Source organism: Rhodopseudomonas boonkerdii, from assembly GCF_021184025.1.
GTDB lineage: Bacteria > Pseudomonadota > Alphaproteobacteria > Rhizobiales > Xanthobacteraceae > Tardiphaga > Tardiphaga boonkerdii.
In genome coordinates this window covers 3,921,266-3,940,948 of the sequence record NZ_CP036537.1, presented here as the reverse complement: position 1 = coordinate 3,940,948, position 19,683 = coordinate 3,921,266, and the positions used below count along the sequence as shown (strand labels likewise).

The following is a 19,683-nucleotide window of genomic DNA, read 5'->3' as shown; positions in this document are numbered from 1 at the left end:
CTGCGGAGATCCACGGTTCCCGTTCATGCGACATTCTGGCCTTCGGAATGTAACTCTATTGCAGATCGACAGTCTTCGCCGGCCATGATACCTCGCTTGCATCAGTCCATGAGGCTTTCGTGACGCTGTTCGCTCGCATGTTCCGCTCTCGCATTCTGCGCCTTCCGCGCAGGGTGCTGGTTGCGTTCGTGCTGGCGACTTATCTGATCACCGGCGCGATGCATGGCCTGTGCGGTCTCGATGTCACCAATCCGTCGCTCGCGACGATCGCGTCGGTCGCTGACAACGGCATCGGTCATGCCGACACGGGAACGGTGGCTGACCATCACTGTCACGGTTGTTTCTTCACGATGGCCGAGCCGATGGTCATGACCGCCAGGCCGGTCGTCGTCGCGGTTCGCACGGTGGCGTCTTATGACACCGAGCATCGCGGGCTGCCGCGTGCGATCGATCCGCGTCCGCCCAAAATCCTGACCAGAACGTAATCGCCGGGCGTTTCACGCCCAGACTCCGTCGTTCGTCAGGTCTCCATCATGTTCTCGACATACGCCACGCGCCTCGCGTGCGCGGTTGCGCTGCTCGCGGTATCATTGCCTGCAGGGGTAGCCCATTCGCAAACCCTCACCATGGGGACCGCGCTGCAGCGCGCGCTCGCCGCAAGTCCGCGTCTCACCGCCGCCGAGCGTGACATCGGCATCGCGCGCGGCCAGCGCATCCAGTCCGGTGCGCTGATCAATCCGGAAATTTCCTATGAGATCGACGGCGCCCTCGGCTCCGGTGCCTATCGTGGCACGCGCTCGGCGGACTCCACGCTGCAGATCAGCCAGATGTTCGAACTCTGGGGCAAGCGCGACGCGCGAATCGCGGCCGGGCAGGCGGGCCTGGACGCGGCGGGCATCGAACGGCAGGCCGTCAGACTCGAGGTGCTGTCGGAAACGGCGATCGCGTTTCTCAACGTGCTCGGCCTGCAGCGCCGGATCGAGATCCTCAACGAACAGGTCGAGGCCATCGATCGGATCTCGCCGCTGCTGCAGCGCCGGGTCGAGGCCGGGGCCTCCTCGGTCGCCGAGACCGGGCGTGCCGATGTCGCGTCCGCGCTGGTGAAGGCCGACCGCGAGCGCACCAAGGCGACACTCGCGTCCGCGCGCCGCGAACTGGCGATCCTGATGGGCGACACCGCGCCAAAGTTCCCGGCCGTGTCCGGGCGCCTCGATGTCACCGGCCGCCCGCCGGCTTTTCAGGCCGTGGTCACGGCCATCGACGCCAATCCGCAGCTCGTGCGCTGGAAGGCGATCTTCGCGCAGCGCAATGCGCAGTTGCTGCTGGCGCGGCTGAAGCCCTATCCCGACGTCACCGTGTCCGCGGGCTATCGCCGCTTCAACGACAGCGGCGACAATGCGGTGCGCCTCGCGGTGTCCGTGCCGATCCCGATCTTCGACCAGAACCAGGGCAACATCCTTTCTGCGCAGGAGAGTCTCGCCAAGACCGCGGCCGAACGACAGGCCAATCGCAACACGCTGATCGTCGTCGCGGGCCGCGCCTATGACACGCTGCAGGGCTCGCTGCGCGAACTCGCGATCCTGCGCGAGTCCGGCATTCCGAAAGCGCGCGATGCGGCCGCGGCGATTTCCGAAGGTTACGGGCAGGGCCGCTATTCGCTGCTCGAAGTTCTCGATGCGCAAGCCAGCCTCGCCCAGGCGCGTCTGCGCGAGCAGGAGGCCCAGCAGAATTTCCACGTCGCCGTCGCCACCATCGAGGGGCTGGTCGGCAATCCGTTTGCACTGGCGCGGGGGAGCGCACGATGAACAAGCCACTCATGATGCTGCTGGCCGCCGCGGCGATCGCCGTCGGCGCCGGTGTCTATGTCAGCGCGCCGGTCAGCAACGCTGCGCCGACCGACAAGACGGCCGACAAGGGCCATGGCGAGAAAGACCATGCGCATGCGGAGGAGGGCGTCGTCCAGATGTCCGATTCCAAGGTCGCCGCCGCCGGCATCGAGATACTGACCGCCGCTGCGGGCACGCTGCGCAACTCGATCATCCTCAACGGAATCCTGCAGCCGAACCAGGAGGCGCTGGTGCAGGTCACGCCGCGGTTCCCCGGCGTCGTGCGCGAAATCAGGAAGCGCATCGGCGATACCGTGGAGAAGGGCGACCTGCTCGCGAGGATCGAGAGCAATCAGAGCCTCACGGTCTACGAGATGCGCGCGCCGATCTCCGGCACGGTGATCGATCGCCAGATATCGCTCGGCGAATATGCGTCGGAGCAGAAGCCGGCCTTCATTGTCGCCGATATCTCGACGGTGTGGGTGGATCTCTCCGTTTATCGCCGCGATTTGCCGCGCGTGCGGATCGGCGACACCGTGCAGATCGATGTCGGCGACGGCGGTGCGCCCATCGAGGCGCAGCTGTCCTATGTCTCGCCAGTCGGCAGCAGCGACACGCAAAGCGCGCTGGTCCGCGCCGTGGTCGCCAACGAAGGCATGCGTCTGCGCACCGGCCTGTTCGTGTCGGCGCGGCTGGTCCTCTCCGCCAAGCAGGTCTCCGTGGCGGTGAAGGGCACGGCGCTGCAGACAGTCGAGAATCGCAACGTGGTGTTCGTCCGCAACGGCGAGAAGTTCGAGGCCCGCGAGGTCGAGATCGGCGACCGCGATTTCGAGAATGTGGAGATCGTGTTCGGCCTGATGGATGGCGATCGCTATGCCGCCAAAAACAGCTTCGTGGTCAAGGCCGAGCTCGGCAAGTCGGAGGCCTCGCATGACCATTGAGCGCGTTCCCGAACATTCTCCGCCCTTCATCCTGAGGAGCCGCGACATGTCCGCCGAAGCTCGAAAAGCGAAGGCGGAAGCGGCGTCCCGAAGGATGGCCGCGCACTCCAGAGCCTACCATCTCATGGTTCGAGACGCGCGCAAGGGCGCGCTCCTCACCATGAGGGGCGAGGTGACGCAATGATCGACGCGATCCTCGCATTCTCGATCCGCCAGCGCTGGTTCGTGATGATCGGCGTGCTCGCCGTCGTCGCTCTCGGCGCCTGGAATTTCACGCGCCTGCCGATCGACGCCGTGCCCGACATCACCAATGTGCAGGTGCAGGTGAATGTCGAGGCGCCCGGCTATTCGCCGCTCGAGGTGGAACAGCGCATCACCTTCCCCGTCGAAACCAATATGAGCGGCATTCCGAACCTGCACTATACGCGGTCGTTGTCGCGTTATGGGCTCAGCCAGGCCACCATCGTCTTCAATGAGGGCACCAACATCTATTTCGCCCGCCAGCAGGTCAGCGAACGCCTGCAGCAGGTGAAGGAACAGCTCCCCACCGGCATCGATATCGCCATGGGGCCGATCTCCACCGGCCTCGGCGAAATCTATACTTTCGCCCTCGATGCCAGGCCCGGTGCGAGGAACGCCGACGGGTCGCCGGTCACGCCCATCGATCTGCGCACCGTGCAGGATTGGATCGTCAAGCCACAGCTCAGGATGGTGCCGGGGGTCGTCGAGGTCAACACCATCGGCGGCTACGAGAAGCAGTTCCACGTCCTGCCCGATCCCAGCAAGCTGATGGCCTATCGCCTCAGTTTTCGCGACGTGATGACGGCGCTCGCCGCCAATAACGCCAATGTCGGCGCCGGTTATATCGAGCGCAATGGCGAGCAATATCTGGTCCGCACGCCGGGACAGGTCGCCAATATCGAGGACATCCGCAATGTGGTGATCGGTTCGCGGAGCGGCGTGCCGGTGCGCATCGGCGACGTCGCCGACGTGCAGATCGGCACCGACCTGCGCACCGGCGCCGCAACGCTCGATGGCAGGGAGACCGTGCTCGGCACGGCCATGCTGCTGATGGGCGAAAACAGCCGCACGGTGTCGCAACGCGTATCGGCCAAACTCGACGAGATCGCGAAGTCGCTGCCCGAAGGGATCGTCGCCCGCGTGCTCTACGACCGCACCAGGTTGGTTGAAGCCACCATTGCCACCGTCGAGAAGAACCTGCTCGAAGGCGCGTTGCTGGTCATCGTCATCCTGTTTCTCATCCTCGGCAATTTCAAAGCCGCGGTGGCAACGGCGCTGGTCATTCCGCTGTCCATGCTGATCACCATCAGCGGCATGGTGGAGAGCAAGGTCAGCGCCAATCTCATGAGCTTGGGGGCCATCGATTTCGGTATCATCATCGACGGCGCCGTCATTATCGTGGAGAATTGTCTGCGTCTGCTCGCGCACGAGCAGCAGAAGCAGGGGCGACTGCTCACACGCGATGAGCGTTTCGCCACGATCCTTGCCGGCTCGAAAGAGGTCATCAAGCCGAGCCTGCTTGGCACACTGATCATCGCCGTGGTTTATCTCCCCGTGCTCACGCTCACCGGCGTCGAAGGCAAGATGTTCACGCCGATGGCGCTCACGGTGCTGATGGCGCTCGCCGGTGCATCGATCCTGTCGATGACGTTCGTGCCGGCCGCCGTGGCGCTGCTGGTGACGGGCAAGGTGACCGAGAAGGAAAATGTCTTCATGCGCGGCGCGCGCCGCGTTTACCTGCCGCTGCTCGCGCTCGCGATCCGTTTCCGCGGCGCAGTCGCCGTTGCGGCCGTCGTGCTGCTCGTCGCCACCGGCTTCGCGGCGTCGCGTATGGGCGGCGAATTCATCCCGAGCCTTGATGAAGGCGATGTCGCCATGCATGCGATGCGTATCCCTGGCACCAGCCTGACCCAAGGCGTCGACATGCAGCTGCGTCTCGAAAAGGCGCTGCTGCAAATGCCGGAAGTGAAGGAGGTGTTCTCCAAGCTCGGCACGTCGGAGGTCGCCACTGATCCCATGCCCCCCAACGTGGCCGACACCATCCTGATGCTGAAGCCGCGCGACCAGTGGCCGGATCCGAAGCGCAGCAAGGCCGATCTCGTCGCCGCCATCGAGAAGCAGGGCGAATTGCTGCCGGGGAACGTCTATGAGCTCACCCAGCCGATCCAGATGCGTTTCAACGAGCTCATCTCCGGCGTGCGGAGCGATGTCGGCGTCAAGATTTTTGGCGACGATCTCGACAAGCTGATGGAAACGGCAGGCAAGGTCGAAACCGTGCTCCGCGCGGTGCCCGGTGCAGCCGACGTGAAGACCGAGCAGGTCAGCGGTCTGCCGGTATTGACCGTGAAGCTCGACCGTCCGGCATTGTCGCGGCTCGGCCTCAGCGTGCAGGATGTCCAGAGCATCGTCGAGACCGCCGTCGGCGGCAAGAAGGCAGGCCTCGTCTTCGAGGGCGATCGTCGCTTCGATCTGCTGGTGCGTCTGCCCGAGCATATGCGCTCGGATGTGGAGGCGATGAAGAACCTGCCGATCCCGTTGCCGGCCGTCGAGACGCCAACTGTCACGGCAACCCGTGCGTCCCTGAACAGCAACTCGCCGCTGTCGCAGATGCGCTACACGCCGCTCTCGGCTGTGGCGTCCATCGAGGTGGCGCCGGGACCGAACCAGATCAGCCGCGAGAACGGCAAGCGCCGCATCGTGGTGTCCGCCAATGTGCGCGGCCGCGATCTCGGCTCTTTCGTCAGCGACGCACAGGCTCAGGTCGCCGAGAAGGTGAAGTTGCCGGTGGGGTACTGGATCGGCTGGGGCGGCCAGTTCGAGCAACTGGTCTCCGCCACAAAGCGTCTCAGCATCGTGGTCCCGGTTGCTCTGGCGTTGATCTTCCTGCTGCTGTTCATCTCGCTGGGGTCTGCGGCGGATGCGGCGCTGGTGTTCAGCGGCGTGCCGCTGGCGCTCACCGGCGGCGTCGCCGCGCTGCTGCTGCGCGACATTCCATTGTCGATCAGCGCCGGCATCGGCTTCATCGCGCTATCCGGCGTCGCCGTGCTGAACGGTCTCGTGATCATCACTTTCATCGAGCGGCTGCGCGCCGAAGGCATGAAGATCGTCGAGGCCGTCCGCGAGGGCGCGCTCACGCGTCTGCGTCCGGTGATGATGACGGCCCTGGTGGCTTCGCTCGGCTTCGTGCCGATGGCGATCGCCACCGGCCCCGGCGCCGAAGTGCAGCGGCCTCTGGCCACCGTCGTCATCGGCGGCATCGTCTCGTCCACCATCCTCACGCTGCTGGTTTTGCCGGCGCTCTACATCATCTTCCGCCGCGAAGGGACGCATGTTCGTAGGGCGGATGAGCCGAAGGCGTAATCCGCCGCGGAGTTTCAACAATGACCTCGGCCGGCGGATTACGTTTCACTCATCCGCCCTACGATCACCTCACTCATAAGGAGACCACTGATGAAGAAGTTTCTGCTCGTTGCGTCCGCATTGCTGTTCGCGACGCCGACGATGGCGCAACACGTCCATCAGAAGGGGCCGAATGGCGGACCGATGGAGGATGTCGCCGGCGTCCATGTGGAGATGGTTGCATCCGGCAAGACGCTGACCTTCAACATTCTCGACGAAGCCAACAAGCCGCTGCCAACCGCGGGCTATTCCGGTTCGGCCTTGCTGAGCGCCGGCAGCAAACGCGAAACCCTGCAGCTCACAGCCTCCGGCAATGCGCTCAAGGGTGAAGCCAAAGCCGACATCGCCAAGGGCGCGTCGGTGAGCATCACGCTGAAGACGGCGGACGGAAAATCGGGGCAGGCCAAGTTCAGGCATTGAGGATGAGAAAGCTCGGCATAGGCCGTAGGGCGGATGAGCCGTAGGCTTAGTCCGCCGGCCGAAGGCATGCGGCGAAGAACGGCGTATGACGCTCCGCTCATGCGCCCTGCCGCTCGTGTAAAATATTCCTATTTTGTTCTTGACTGAATTCCGTAAAGGACTATGTTCCGCGTTGTCCGGCCCCGGTGAGAGGGGCGAGCGCGATCGTCACGTTCGCGGGGCTGGATGCGGTGGACGCCAAGGCTTGGGCGTCGCGCGGTGCCTTGAAGACGTTCGCCTGCGGGCGGGACGGACCCGTGCCAGACCTGCCACTGGCGTGGAGATGTCTCACCTTCGGATGGACCGATTTGGGGTCACGCACGACGGACGACCCTCGCGGCGGCGTCCGGCCAAAGTGCTCTGTCCCGGCCCATCGCCTTGGGCGGAACGGGTCAAGACGGGTCGACGACCCCGGCGACACGAGCAAGCCGAACACCGCGTGCGGAACGTCGAGCTTGCTCGATCATTCCGAAAGTCCTGATGCATACCCTTGCGGAGTACCGCATCGGCATCAGGCACCAAGGGTGCATCGGGCACCCGGCGTTCCGCACGCCCTCTTTCGAGGGGGTGAGGTGGGAATGCGCAAAACTCGGGCGCAAACGCGCCGCGAGAACGCGATCGCGCGGGTGATGGAATGGACGGGGCTGTTTGACAGGTCGATCGGGAAACGACCGCATCATCCGTAGGGCGGATGAGGCGAAGCCGTAATCCGCCGATTGCGTGTGGCGAAGACCGCGGCGGATGACGCTTTGCTCATCCACTCTGCGAGGACACTGCGAGCAGCGCGAAGCCTCACACACTCCGTCCCGTCAGCTGCAGATGAAAATCCTTCTGCTGTTGCGCATCGCGCTCGTTCTTCTCGGGGCACTCGCCGGCTTCCGCCTGACATGGCCGGATTTCGTAATCGTTGTCGAGCACGCGGCGCGGCGTCGGCTGGCCGTCTTTGCTTGCCACATCGGTGACGAGGCCGCTCTCGGCCGCGAGTTTCCAGACGTCGGCTTCGGTCGGATAGGCCTTGCTCAATTTGGCGTCGTCGCAGAACAGTGCATAGGGCATCGGATTGCTCCGTAACATGGCGGTTGAATAACGTTCATCGCGGCGCCGGGTTCTCCCCGCGCGCCGCTGGCATTTCAACGGGCATTGCAATGTCGCGCGGCCGCCCGAGGCAGCACGCGCGGGCGTTCAGCCCATCGCTTGGTGGGGTCTGAACAGGCGGCCCTTTTCGATCAGCACGACGACCGCCAGAGCGGCGAGCGTGCAGGCGAACAGGCCGGTCGCGAACGGCAACAGAGTGCCGTCATAGTGCTGGCCGATGAACGCGCCGATGGCGATGCCAAGCAGCGTGGTCAGCGTGCCGTAGAGCGAAGAGGCGGTACCGGCGATATGGCCTTGCGGCTCCATCGCCAATGCCGTGAAATTCGAGAACATCAGGCCGAAGGCGAACATCATCAGCATCGACAGCGCGATGAACAGCCAGAGCGGCAGGAAGCCGGTCGCTGCCGCAAGCAGCATCAGGGCGCCAACCGCGACGAAGCCCACCAGCGCGGCATGCGAGAGCGCTCGCATGCCGAAACGATGGACGACGCGGGCGTTGAAAAATCCGGCGATGGCGATGCCGAAAGCAATGGAAGCGAAGGCGAGCGGGAAATATGCTCCGAGATGGAAGATCTCGGTGAACACCTGCTGAGAGGTGAAGACGAAGGCGAACAGCGCGCCCTGCAGGGTGCCGGCGGCGATGCCGTAGCCGATGGTCTGCCGGTGGCTGACGGTTTGCCGATAGGCAAACAGCACGTCGCGGATCGCCAGCGAACGGCGCTTCGACACCGGCAGCGTCTCCGGCAGGCGCAGGGCGGTCCAGGCCAGCGCCAGCAGGCCGTAGACCATCAGCACGACGAAGATGCCGCGCCATTCGGTGAGCAGCATCAGGGCCTGTCCGAACGAGGGCGCGACCACGGGCACGGAGATGAACACCATCATGGTCAGCGACATCACCCCGGCCATGCGGCCGCCGGAGTAACAGTCGCGCACGATGGAGACCGCGATCACGCGGGTCGCCGCAGTCCCGAGCCCCTGCAACAGGCGGGCGAGCAGCAGCATTTCGAATGACGGCGCGAGCAGCGCCAATACGCTGGCGACGCAATAAACGGCGATACCGCCGAGCAGGACCGGACGACGGCCATAGCGATCCGACAGCGGGCCGATGGCGAATTGCGCGACGCCGAAGCCGAGGAGGAACACCGACAGCACCGTCTGCAGGTGATTGGCATCGGCAATCTTGAAGGCTGCGCCCAGATGCGGCAGCGCCGGCAGCATGATGTCCATCGCCATGGGATTCAGCGCCATGATGGAGGCGATCACAGCGACGAATTCGGCGAATGTCATGGGACGGTGGGCCGGCGAGGCCACCGGGGCGTCGGCGTTGATATCGGTCACGAAACGGTCCTTGGAAAATGGTCGCCATTTGATCGTGGATGCTGCGCTGCACAAGACAGGTTTCAGCATGGCTGCATCGCGTCCGGCCGCATGGCAGGCGGTATTTTCCTGCGGATGGCCGAAGTTCAGGCGATATCCGCTGCGATCCCGGGCGCAGTTCGGCCGGCGCGGACAAGGCGGACCATTTCCCGCAGAAGCGCCTCGCCGGCGTCGGTGAGTTCGTTCACGGTCATTCGCCGCGAAGCCGTATCGGTGGCGGTGAGCGGCACATGGACGAAGGCTGCGAGGGCGGGGCCGCCTGGCGCCCGGGTTGCCTCGATGGCTCGCCAGGACAGGTAATTGCAGAGATAGCGCCCGGCATCGCGTGAGATGCGGACACGGGCGCCGGCGCGACGGGCAGCCTGCAAGAGAAGCGCAGTATGCTGGCCGAACATCTGCGCACGGGCGCCGCGCACGATGAAGCCGCGGCGCACCGGCGTGCCGTCCGCATCGGGCCACAGCATGGAGACGGCATTGCGGGCCCGCGTCTCGATGCGGATGTCCGGCGTGCGCGCGGCGAGCCCGAACATGACGAGCGCATCGGGACGATGATGCGCAATCAGCTCCGGCAAATCGCGATCGACGGCGGCATAGGTGACGTCGAAGATGTGAGCGATGCGAGTGACGTCGGCGAGAGCAGGGCGGCGCAGTGTCGCGAGCTTCCGCACCAGCGGCATGGTCGGATTGACGGGAGCGCCGGGAAAGGGGCCGAAGCCGGTGATGAGGATGCGCGGTGCCTCGCTCATCGACGGGTCCTCAATCCTTCAGCAGATCCGCGATGGCCTCGGCCGCGACGGCGGGCGTCATCTTGCCGTCGGCGACATCGCGTTCGGCCTGCTTGAGCTTGCCGCGAATGAGCGGATCGCCGCGCAGCCGCGCCTTCAGGCGATCCTCCAGCATGGTCCACATCCACTTCACCTGCTGGTCGCGCCGGCGCGCGGCGAAATCGCCGGACGCATTCATCGCGGTGCGATGCGCGACGACCTTCTCCCACAATTCAGCGATGCCGGTCTTGGCGAGCGCCGAATAGGTCACGACGGGCGGATGCCAGTGTTCGGAGCGCGGCGCGAGGATGTGCAATGCGCCGCGATAATCCGCAGCGGTGATGTTGGCGCGCTTGAGATTGTCGCCATCGGCCTTGTTGATGGCGATCATGTCCGCGAGTTCGATCAGGCCCTTCTTGATCCCCTGCAACTCGTCGCCGCCGCCGGGCAGCATCAGGGCAAGGAAGAAATCGGTCATGTCGCAGACCGCTGTCTCTGACTGGCCGATGCCGACCGTCTCCACCAGCACGACATCGAAGCCGGCTGCTTCACCCAGCAGCATTGCCTCGCGTGTTTTGGCGGCGACGCCGCCGAGGGTGCCTGAAGACGGCGAGGGCCGGATGAAGGCATCGGGATGCGCCGACAGGTCGCTCATTCGTGTCTTGTCGCCGAGGATCGACCCGCCGGTGCGGGCCGAGGAGGGATCGACGGCGAGCACGGCCACCTTGTGGCCTTGCTGGATCAGATACATGCCGAGGACGTCGATGGTCGTCGACTTGCCGACGCCGGGGGCACCTGTAATGCCGATGCGGAAGGCGCTGCCGGTATGCGGCAGCAGTTTCTGGACGAGATCGCGTGCGGCCGACTGATGATCGGCACGGCGGCTTTCAACCAGCGTGATGGCCCGCGCCAGTGCCGCGCGGCTGCCGGCGCGGAGGTCGCGGGCGAGCGTGTCGATGTCGATGGGCTTTGCGGGTGTCACTTCGGCTTGTCGCTCTCGTCAGGTGGTCTGGCACCGCCGAAGATGGCAGTGCCCTCCGCCGAAAGATATGGCTTCAGCGTCTGCCACGGCACGAAAGCCGTATAGTCGCCCTCGGCATAGGCGCCGACCGCGTAGGGATTGTAATGGAAGGTGAGGCCGGAACTCTTGCCTGCCGAGGTCGATGGCGTCAGCGATACCGGGCCGATCTTCAGCAGTTTGGGCTCCAGCGCATCGACGAGGCTCATATCGGGATTGTCGCTGTCGCGCTTTTTCTTCTCGACCTTGAGATCAGCAACCACGGCATTGCGGATCGCCGCCATCGCCGGGCCGCCGTCGGCAAGCTCGGTGAAGAACGGGCGGATGCTGATCATCTTGCCGGCCTGCTTGTCCCACAGCAGCGTGTCGCTGCCGTGGTTGGGGTGTGCGCCACCGGTGTAGCTGAACTCGCTACGGACGATGCTGGCATAGCGATTTGCGATCAGTGCGCTCTGCACATAGCCGCGCTCGGACGACCAGGGCCGATTGCGGATATCGGCGGGCAAGTCGTTCATGTCCTTGCGCTGTTCGACCAACTCTTTGAGCGTCTTGGAGGCCCAAGTCTTGCCGGCCGCTGTGAGATGTTTCAGCAGCGGCGCATCGGTCTTGATCTCATTGTCGAAGGAGACGGCGACCTCGGTGTATTTGGCCTTGAGCAGGATATCAGGCTTCTGCTCGGCGGCGGCTGCGCAGGAGACAGCGAGCAGTAGTGCGGGCGCAAGCAAGCGGGAGGGGGAGAAGCGGATCATTCGCGGATGCGGCTTTCAGCGAACGCTTTGAGAGATGGCAGTTGGTCGTGAACGATGTCCCAGAGAAGATCGATTCGCGTGGTGTGATAAGCGTGGCGCAGCACATTGGCGAAATTGTTCATCTTGCGCCAATCTATGGCTGTCGCTTCAGTTTTCATCCGATCTGGCAATTTGAGAGCTGCTTCACATGTCATTTCCAGGTATCGCTCGACGAGATGACGAACGCGGCGCTTGGCTCTGAATGTCTCGTAGTCGACGTCCTTGAGGATATCTTCGATCTCGGCCGCGAAATCCAGAATGTCTGCTAGTCGATCTTCCGTGGAAGGCGGCATCACAGAACCTCGATCAGATCGTCGGCCATACGTTCCATGATACGCGGCGTGAGTTCTTCGGGAGACGACATGTGCGGCTTCAGCCCCACGGTATCTTCGATCAAATGTAGAACCTTGAAATAGTCGAAAGCGCGCTGACCGGAAACGTACGGCTTCGTCTCGATCAGAATATCCAGATCGCTATCCGGTCGTGCATCGCCTCGAGCACGCGAACCGAACACCGCGAGCCGTGTCACACCCTCTGCCTCGATGGCAGGCGCAATCGCTCGCAGTTTTGCGAGGATGGTCTCCAAGGGGATGTCGATCACGTCCGTCATTCCGTGATCCTATCACATTGGTCGTGACGCCGCAGCTACTCCGCAGCCTCGCTGTGCCCCAGTCGCGCATTCAGCTTGTGGATCAGTTCCTCGGCCGCTTCCGAGATCACCGTCCCCGGCGGATAGATCGCCTCTGCGCCGGCTTTGTACAGTTCGTCGTAATCCTGTGGCGGCACGACGCCGCCGATGATGATCATGATGTCCTCGCGGCCCTGCTTCTTCAGCGCGGCCTTGAGTTCGGGCACCGCAGTGAGATGCGCGGCGGCGAGGGAGGAGAGGCCGAGGATATGCACGTCGTTCTCGACGGCCTGACGCGCGGCCTCATCGGCGGTGGCGAAGAGTGGCCCGATGTCGACATCGAAGCCGATATCGGCGAAGGCCGACGCGATCACCTTCTGCCCGCGGTCGTGGCCGTCCTGACCGATCTTGGCGACGAGGATGCGCGGACGGCGGCCTTCGGCGTCCTCGAAGGCGTCGATCAATGCCTGCACTTCGGCGACCTTGTTGCTCATGCTCGATGCTTCCCGCTTGTAGACGCCGGTGATGGACTTGATCTCGGCGCGGTGACGGCCGAACACCTTTTCCATCGCGTCGGAGATTTCGCCGACGGTGGCCTTGGCTCGCGCCGCGTCGATTGCGAGGGCGAGGAGATTGCCGGTGCCGTCCTGCGCGCTGCGCGTCAGCGCATGGATGGCGGCGTCGACATCGGCCTGATTGCGTTCGCCGCGCAGGCGCTTCAGCTTGTCGATCTGCAGCCGGCGGACATTGGAGTTGTCGACCTTGAGCACGTCGATGGGCGTCTCGCTCTCGGGCTTGTACTTGTTGACGCCGATCACCGCCTGACGGCCGGCGTCGATGCGCGCCTGGGTCTTCGCCGAGGCTTCCTCGATGCGCAGCTTGGGCACGCCGGCCTCGATGGCCTTCGCCATCCCGCCGAGCGCTTCGACTTCCTGAATGTGCCCCCATGCCTTCACGGCGAGATCGTGCGTCAGGCGCTCGACATAATAGGAGCCGCCCCACGGATCGATGATGCGGGTGGTGCCGGTCTCCTGCTGGATGAACAGCTGGGTGTTACGTGCGATGCGGGCCGAGAAATCGGTGGGCAGTGCCAGTGCTTCATCGAGCGCATTGGTGTGCAGCGACTGGGTGTGTCCCTGCGTTGCAGCCATCGCCTCGACGGTGGTGCGCATGACATTGTTGAAAACGTCTTGCGCCGTCAACGACCAGCCAGAGGTCTGGCTGTGGGTGCGCAGGCTCAGCGACTTCGGATCCTTCGGATTGAACTGCGTCAGGAGCTTGGCCCACAGCAGCCGCGCGGCGCGCATCTTGGCGACTTCCATGAAGAAGTTCATGCCGATCGCCCAGAAGAACGACAGGCGCGGTGCGAATTTGTCGACATCGATGCCCGCGGCCATGCCGGCGCGTAGATATTCGACACCGTCTGCCAGCGTATAAGCGAGTTCTAGGTCCTGCGTCGCTCCGGCTTCCTGCATGTGATAGCCGGAGATGGAGATCGAATTGTATTTTGGCATCCGCTGCGAGGTGTAGGCGAAGATGTCGGAGATGATCCGCATCGAGGGGGCCGGCGGATAGATATAGGTGTTGCGCACCATGAACTCTTTCAGAATGTCATTCTGAATAGTTCCGGTGAGTTTCTCCGGTGGCACGCCTTGCTCTTCCGCCGCGGCCACATAAAGCGCGAGGATCGGCAGCACCGCGCCGTTCATGGTCATCGACACGCTCATCTGGTCGAGCGGGATGCCGGCGAAAAGCGTGCGCATGTCGTAGATGCTGTCGATGGCGACGCCGGCCATGCCGACGTCGCCGGCCACGCGCGGATGATCGCTGTCATAGCCGCGATGGGTGGCGAGATCGAAAGCCACCGAGAGGCCCTTCTGTCCGGCGGCGAGATTGCGGCGATAGAAGGCGTTTGAATCTTCCGCGGTGGAGAAGCCGGCATATTGCCGGATCGTCCAGGGCTGGTTGACATACATGGTCGGGTAGGGCCCGCGCAGGAAGGGCGCCGCGCCCGGCCAGGTGTTCAGAAAATCGATGCCTTTGACATCAGCTTCGCTATAGGCCGGGTTGACCAGAATGCCTTCCGGCGTCAGCCACGGCTCGGCGCTGCCTTTGGGCGCGGCCGGAGAGATTGGCGCGAAGGCGATGTCGGCGAAGTTGGGAATCTTGCTCACGAGTGGCGTTCCTTCAATTTCTTGATTCTTGTTTCGCAATCAGCGAGCCGCTGACGTATCTGCGGCTCGCCGGCCGGCCGGCCGCTTGGGAAGCCGCTTAAAAGACCAAGAACGACTTCAAAAAACGTCGTTTCAACGCCCAAAAAAGTAATAGGGCGCGTCATAAGGTAGACCAGCAGTCCCAAGATTGCGGACCACGCTGCGACACTCGACAATGTGTATTCGCCCGCCATCAGTCCGGATATGAGAACACGGCCGAGAAGTATCGCGAAGCCCGCCAACAGTGCGCAGGCCCATACCCATAGCGGAACAAATCTCGGTGGATTGTGATAGTCGATCATCGACTGCAAGCGAATTCGCTCTTCCTCGAGTTGGTTCAGTTCGCTTTGTTGAGACATGTGTCAATTCCCACCATCTCAATCATGATCCGGATGCTGATAGCTGAACACGCTGGCCATCTGCTCCGGTCCGTAATTCTGTGCCGTCGTCTTGCTCGGCAGGTTCGACACATTGCCGACCCAGCCGAGGCGTGACTCGCTGCCGAATTGCTTGGTCGGCACCACGCGGTCCGGCCGGTCGAAGGCGCCGGTCATGATCTCGATATTCGGGCCGCCGATGCGGCGATAGCTCAGCGGCGTGCCGCACTTCGCACAGAAGTCACGTTCGGCGATCGACGATGACTTGAAGGCCGATGGCGTGCCGCGTGTCCATGCGAACTGCTCGTTCGGAATATCGGCGAGCGAGGCGAAAGGCGCGCCGGTGGCCTTCTGGCACATGCGGCAATGGCAGATGCTCACCCGCGTCGGCGCGGCGGTCACGGCAAAGCGGATCGCGCCGCATTGGCAGCCGCCGGTCAGCATGGGTTTGCGCGCCGCATCCGTCATCGCTCACTCCACCAGGGCGTAGGCTTGCACCAGCATCGCCAGTGCATCGCCGCCGGCAAACACGAAATCCTGCACGCCGGCCGCCCGCAGATCGGCTTCGAGGTCGCCGGGACGCCCTGCCAGATAGATATGCCTGGCACCGGCCGATTGCAGGGCCCTGGCTGCGGCTGCCGCGTGCGCCGGATACTGCTTGTCCGAGGAACACAGGCAGGCGAGCGTGGCACCTGACGCCTTGAAGGCGTCAGCGAGCGTGGCCGGATCGGTGAAGCCGTCGGCGTCGATGGCCTCGATGCCGCCGGTCTCGAAGAAGCTCTTGGCGAAGGTCGCGCGCGCCGTGAAATCGGCAGGCGTGCCCAGATTGGCCAAAAACACCTTCGGCCGCGCGCCTTTGCGGGCGAGCATGTGGTCGGACTTGTCGCGCAACGCCTCGAACGGCTCGGCGAGGCGAAGCGGCTCCAGTGCGGGGAATTTGATCTTGTCCTTGCCATAGGGCTTGGCGGGGATCGGCTTCACCTTCAGCACCGAAGCGCGGGTCTCCTGCAGATTGGGAAACTCGCTGGCGCCGGTCAGCACGTCACGGCGTTTGGCAACGGCGGCCTGCCGCGCGGCGCGGGTAGCGGCGACCTTCGGCTGGATCGTGTTCGACACCAATGCAGCAAATGCGCCGCCGGCCTTTTCGATGTCCTGGAACATAGCCCACGCGGCATCGCAAAGTTCGCGGGTCAGCGTCTCGATGCCGCCGGCGCCGGCGGCAGGATCGGTGACCCTGGCGAGATTGGACTCTTCAAGCAGGATAAGCTGGGTATTGCGTGCGATGCGGCGCGCGCCGGAGTCGGGCATGCCGAGCGCCAGCGTATGCGGCAGCACGCAGATGGAATTGGCGCCGGCAAGGCCGGCGGAGAACGTCGCCATGGTGGCGCGCAGCATGTTCACCGCGGAATCGCGTTGGGTCATCATGCGCCACGCGGTTTCGGCGGCGATGAACAGCGGCTTCGGTTTCAGCCCACAGCTCTCCTCGATGCGCGCCCAGAGCAGGCGCAGCGCGCGAAACTTCGCCATGGTGAGGAACTGGTCGGCATCGGAAGTGAGGCGTGCATAGAGCATGCTGCGCGCACTCTCCAGCGAGAAGCCTGCATCGTCGAGCGCGCGCAGATAAGAGAGCAGCACCGAGAGTGTATAGGCCAGCTCCTGCACTTCGGAGCCGCCGGCATCGTGAATGATGCGGCCGTCGGCAACCATGAACGGACCTTTGAAGCCGTCATCGTCGAGCTTCTTGACCGTATCGGTGACGACGGGAGCGATCTCGTCCCAGCCATGGGCGCTGGTGCCCCAGACCGCGCAGGCGCCGATTGGGTCGAGACCGAAGCGGATATCGCATTTGGCAGGATCGATGCCCTGCGTCTTGATGACGTCGGCGAGCCAGGTGACGGCCATGCGCGATTGCGGACCGGCCTGCAGTTCGATGCCGATGCCGGCGTCGAGATAGATACCATCGAGGAGCGTTGCGACGGCTTCTTGCGAGGCGGCGAGGCCGAAACCGCGCGCCCCATTGGCGCCTTCGAACACCAGCGTCAGGCCGGTGGCGCCGTTTTCGAGATCGTGCAGTGCCTGACGGTTCGACTTCGCAGCGTCGGGATGATCGATGCGCTGCATGACCTGCCATGGTGCCGCAGCAGCACGGCCGCTGATCGGCATGGCATCCGGCGTGCGGGCATAGATCGGCTGGATGGCGATGCCGTCATAGGTTTTGCTGATCAGCTTCTCGAACGGCGCGCCTTTCAGCACGCCATCGACCAGCTTGCGCCAGTTTTCATAATTTGCGGGCGCGAAATCGGCGGCCAGCCTGATGTCATCAGTCGCAGTCGACATGTGGAACAGTTTACTCCCGGACAATTCGTATTTGGCCGGAAAATGCCATGGGACGAAGGGGTTGCCAATGCCTGTTCAGGCATGGGGATGCGCGGATTTGGGCGCAGGCCCGCGACCAGATTGGGCCGACCGCGCGTCCCGGCACATGCCGGAACTTCGGATCAGTCCAGCGCCGGCAACTTCACAATGCCTTGGATCGAGAGTTTCGCCAGATGCTCGGCGACTGTCTTCCCCGCGATCTTCCGCGCCGGTGCGATCTCGGCCAGCGGGACCAGCACGAAGGCACGCTGGGTGGCGGCGGGGTGGGGAAGCACCAGTTCGGGCTTGATCATCACCACGTCGTCATAGGCGATCATGTCGAGATCGAGCGGGCGCGGACCCCAGCGGACTTCGCTGGCGCGGTTGCGGCCGAATTTGTGCTCGATCTTGTGCAGGGTGAACAGCAAAGCGTGCGGATCGAGATCGGTATCGATCTCGATCACCGCATTGATGAAATTGGCCTGCGGGATGTCGCCGACCGGCGGCGTCTGGTAATCTGAAGAACGCGCGACGAGGCCAGCCTGGGCCATGCCGCAAATGTTGCCGATGGCCTTGCGAAACGTGGCGCGGACATCGCCGACATTGCCGCCGAGCGCGATCAGAACGCTTGCCATTGCTTAAGACCTCATGGATCAGGTCCGCGCCCGGCGCAGCACGACGCCGACATCGTCGAAGATGGCGGCGATAGGTGCATGCGGCTTGTGCACCGTGATCTTGACGGCGCTGATCTTCGAGAACTCGGCGAGGATGGCGTCGGCGACGGCGCCGGCGGCGCGTTCCAGCAGTTTGTAATTGGTATCCTTGAACGCGGCGACGGCGGTGGCGACCACATTCGCATAGGACACGGTATCGGCGAGGCGATCGCTACGCGAGGCGAGGTCGATATCGGTGTCGAGTTCGAGGTCGATGATGAAGCGCTGGCCGACGACGCCCTCATAGTCGAGCACGCCGTGATGGGCATGCACCGAGACACCCTTGATGAAGATCATGTCGGTCATCGCATGTTTCCTGGTGGCTTCGCGGAGGCTCAGCGCTTGTCCTCGATGGCAGCTGCAACGCGCAGCGCCTGTACCGTCTCGGCGACGTCATGGGCGCGGATGATCTTCGCGCCGCGTTGCGCTGCGAGCAAGTGGGCGGCGAGCGATCCGCCCAATCGCTGTTGCGGCTCGGACGGCACGATGGTGGAGATAAATTTCTTTCTGCTGGCGCCGACCAGAACCGGCAGGCCGAAGCGAGCCAGCTCGTCTCCCCGCGCGAGCGCGGTCATGCTTTGCTCAGGCGTCTTGCCGAAGCCGATGCCGGGATCAAGAATGATGTGGCGCTCGGCGATGCCGGCCTTGGCGGCGATATCCAGCGTGCGTGCGAAGAAGGCTGCGATGTCGGCCATGATGTCGAGCGATGGATCGACATCATCGCGGTTGTGCATCACGACAACCGGTACGCCATGTTCGGCGACCACACGCGCCATGTCGGGATCGCGCTGCAGACCCCAGACGTCGTTGGCGATGGCGACGCCGGCCTCGAGCGCGCGCGCGGTGACCGAGGCCTTCATGCTGTCGATGGATAGCGGAACGCCGAGCGCCACGATATCGGGAAGGATCGGTGCGAGCCGCTGCCATTCGTCGTCCGCAGAAACCGGCTGCGATCCGTAAGGGCGGGTGGACTCCGCACCGACATCGATGATGTCGGCGCCGGCGGCGATCATCGCACGGGCGTGGGCGAGCGCGCGCCCCGGCACATTGAAGCGCCCGCCGTCGGAGAAGGAATCCGGCGTGAGATTGAGGATTCCCATCACGGCCGGCGCTGGTCGCGCCAGCAGGGCGGCGAGGTCGGGCGGTGCCTGGACGGACGTTGCGATCATGCGGCCCGTTTGCGCGCGGGCGGCGAGGGAGTCAAGGTGAAGCTGGATCGTTGGGCGGGCGTGGCGAAGTAAGGGCGGATTAAGGCTTCGCCCAATCCGCCCTTCGGCGCCTCAATACGAGATCTTCAGTGGCAACTGGCGGGCTTTTTCGATCAGCTCGCCGACGGATTTTTCCGATGGCAGCACGCGCACCAGCTTGCGCTTCTCATTGGCCTCGCGCATCGCCTGGGCGAGGCGGGCGGGGTTGCGATACTTCAGTTCACGCACCGTGGAAACGCCGGACGCGCGCAGCAGTTCGGCCTTGGCTTTGCCCATGCCGGGGATGCGGAGATAGTCGGCGAGATTGGCCCATTCCAGCAATTGTTGCTCGGTGAAGCCTGTCCGGGCGGAAAGATCTTTCCGGCACTTGGCGGAATGAGCGGCTTCCAGCAGGCCTTCCATGGTGCGGATGCCTGCTTTTTTCAGCCGGGTCGCGGCGAAAGCCGTCAGACCGTCAATCTCGGAAATAGAATAAGCCATGATACTCGAATGTTCGAAGAA

At 63.9% G+C, this 19,683-nt stretch carries 21 protein-coding genes; 6 read left to right on the top strand and 15 right to left on the bottom strand.

Annotation, left to right across the window (positions count from 1 at the left end):
- Positions 1-119 precede the first annotated feature (119 nt).
- The 6 genes from E0H22_RS18155 (at position 120) to E0H22_RS18130 (ending at position 6,607) form a co-directional block, all read left to right on the top strand.
- Entirely contained in the window at positions 120-485 is a 366-nt protein-coding gene (locus E0H22_RS18155; protein WP_233022390.1) for a hypothetical protein, read from the top strand.
- 48 nt (positions 486-533) lie between these two features.
- Positions 534-1,805: a divalent metal ion exporter subunit IhpA gene (ihpA, locus tag E0H22_RS18150; RefSeq protein ID WP_233022389.1), complete on the top strand. Its 1,272-nt coding sequence runs from the start codon at positions 534-536 to the stop codon at positions 1,803-1,805.
- Positions 1,802-2,767, top strand: coding sequence for a divalent metal ion exporter adaptor subunit IhpB (gene ihpB, locus E0H22_RS18145; RefSeq protein ID WP_233022388.1), 966 nt, complete (start codon positions 1,802-1,804; stop codon positions 2,765-2,767). Before ihpA ends, ihpB begins: the two co-directional genes overlap by 4 nt.
- The gene (locus E0H22_RS18140) at positions 2,757-2,951 is read left to right on the top strand and encodes a hypothetical protein (RefSeq protein WP_233022387.1); all 195 of its coding nucleotides are present in this window, start codon (positions 2,757-2,759) and stop codon (positions 2,949-2,951) included. The genes ihpB and E0H22_RS18140 overlap by 11 nt, the downstream gene beginning before the upstream one ends.
- Positions 2,948-6,148, top strand: a complete 3,201-nt coding sequence (locus tag E0H22_RS18135; RefSeq protein ID WP_233022386.1) for an efflux RND transporter permease subunit — start codon at positions 2,948-2,950, stop codon at positions 6,146-6,148. Before E0H22_RS18140 ends, E0H22_RS18135 begins: the two co-directional genes overlap by 4 nt.
- Positions 6,149-6,238: 90 nt before the next feature.
- Positions 6,239-6,607 (top strand): hypothetical protein, encoded by a 369-nt coding sequence (locus tag E0H22_RS18130; RefSeq protein WP_233022385.1) that lies wholly within the window; start codon positions 6,239-6,241, stop codon positions 6,605-6,607.
- A gap of 831 nt (positions 6,608-7,438) precedes the next feature.
- Here the strand turns inward: E0H22_RS18130 and E0H22_RS18125 are convergent.
- The 15 genes from E0H22_RS18125 to E0H22_RS18055 form a co-directional block, all read right to left on the bottom strand.
- Complete coding sequence (locus E0H22_RS18125) at positions 7,439-7,702, bottom strand: hypothetical protein (protein ID WP_233022384.1); 264 nt, start codon at positions 7,700-7,702, stop codon at positions 7,439-7,441.
- Between the two features lie 126 nt (positions 7,703-7,828).
- The gene (locus E0H22_RS18120; RefSeq protein WP_233022383.1) at positions 7,829-9,079 is read right to left on the bottom strand and encodes a multidrug effflux MFS transporter; all 1,251 of its coding nucleotides are present in this window, start codon (positions 9,077-9,079) and stop codon (positions 7,829-7,831) included.
- 125 nt (positions 9,080-9,204) lie between these two features.
- Positions 9,205-9,864 carry a pyroglutamyl-peptidase I gene (locus E0H22_RS18115; protein WP_233022382.1) on the bottom strand — a complete coding sequence of 220 codons (660 nt, stop codon included), beginning with the start codon at positions 9,862-9,864 and terminating at the stop codon, positions 9,205-9,207.
- A 10-nt stretch (positions 9,865-9,874) separates the two neighbouring features.
- Complete coding sequence (meaB, locus tag E0H22_RS18110) at positions 9,875-10,864, bottom strand: methylmalonyl Co-A mutase-associated GTPase MeaB (RefSeq protein WP_233022381.1); 990 nt, start codon at positions 10,862-10,864, stop codon at positions 9,875-9,877.
- Positions 10,861-11,649 carry a DUF3298 and DUF4163 domain-containing protein gene (locus E0H22_RS18105; RefSeq protein ID WP_233022380.1) on the bottom strand — a complete coding sequence of 263 codons (789 nt, stop codon included), beginning with the start codon at positions 11,647-11,649 and terminating at the stop codon, positions 10,861-10,863. The genes meaB and E0H22_RS18105 overlap by 4 nt, the downstream gene beginning before the upstream one ends.
- Entirely contained in the window at positions 11,646-11,981 is a 336-nt protein-coding gene (locus E0H22_RS18100) for a HepT-like ribonuclease domain-containing protein (RefSeq protein WP_233022379.1), read from the bottom strand. Before E0H22_RS18100 ends, E0H22_RS18105 begins: the two co-directional genes overlap by 4 nt.
- On the bottom strand, positions 11,981-12,298 hold the full coding sequence (locus E0H22_RS18095) for a nucleotidyltransferase family protein (RefSeq protein ID WP_233022378.1): 318 nt from the start codon (positions 12,296-12,298) through the stop codon (positions 11,981-11,983). The genes E0H22_RS18100 and E0H22_RS18095 overlap by 1 nt, the downstream gene beginning before the upstream one ends.
- Positions 12,299-12,333: 35 nt before the next feature.
- The gene (gene scpA, locus E0H22_RS18090) at positions 12,334-14,490 is read right to left on the bottom strand and encodes a methylmalonyl-CoA mutase (RefSeq protein WP_233022377.1); all 2,157 of its coding nucleotides are present in this window, start codon (positions 14,488-14,490) and stop codon (positions 12,334-12,336) included.
- Positions 14,487-14,888: a hypothetical protein gene (locus E0H22_RS18085; RefSeq protein ID WP_233022376.1), complete on the bottom strand. Its 402-nt coding sequence runs from the start codon at positions 14,886-14,888 to the stop codon at positions 14,487-14,489. The genes scpA and E0H22_RS18085 overlap by 4 nt, the downstream gene beginning before the upstream one ends.
- Before the next feature lie 18 nt (positions 14,889-14,906).
- Positions 14,907-15,374, bottom strand: a complete 468-nt coding sequence (locus tag E0H22_RS18080) for a GFA family protein (protein WP_233022375.1) — start codon at positions 15,372-15,374, stop codon at positions 14,907-14,909.
- A gap of 3 nt (positions 15,375-15,377) precedes the next feature.
- Positions 15,378-17,243 (bottom strand): methylmalonyl-CoA mutase family protein, encoded by a 1,866-nt coding sequence (locus tag E0H22_RS18075; RefSeq protein ID WP_233022374.1) that lies wholly within the window; start codon positions 17,241-17,243, stop codon positions 15,378-15,380.
- Between the two features lie 161 nt (positions 17,244-17,404).
- Positions 17,405-17,896 (bottom strand): 2-amino-4-hydroxy-6-hydroxymethyldihydropteridine diphosphokinase, encoded by a 492-nt coding sequence (gene folK / locus E0H22_RS18070; protein WP_233022373.1) that lies wholly within the window; start codon positions 17,894-17,896, stop codon positions 17,405-17,407.
- An 18-nt stretch (positions 17,897-17,914) separates the two neighbouring features.
- A complete protein-coding gene (gene folB / locus E0H22_RS18065) occupies positions 17,915-18,280 on the bottom strand; it encodes a dihydroneopterin aldolase (protein WP_233022372.1) in 366 nt (121 codons plus the stop codon).
- Between the two features lie 29 nt (positions 18,281-18,309).
- Complete coding sequence (folP, locus tag E0H22_RS18060) at positions 18,310-19,143, bottom strand: dihydropteroate synthase (protein WP_233022371.1); 834 nt, start codon at positions 19,141-19,143, stop codon at positions 18,310-18,312.
- 111 nt (positions 19,144-19,254) lie between these two features.
- Entirely contained in the window at positions 19,255-19,662 is a 408-nt protein-coding gene (locus tag E0H22_RS18055; RefSeq protein ID WP_233022370.1) for a DUF4332 domain-containing protein, read from the bottom strand.
- Positions 19,663-19,683 lie beyond the last annotated feature (21 nt).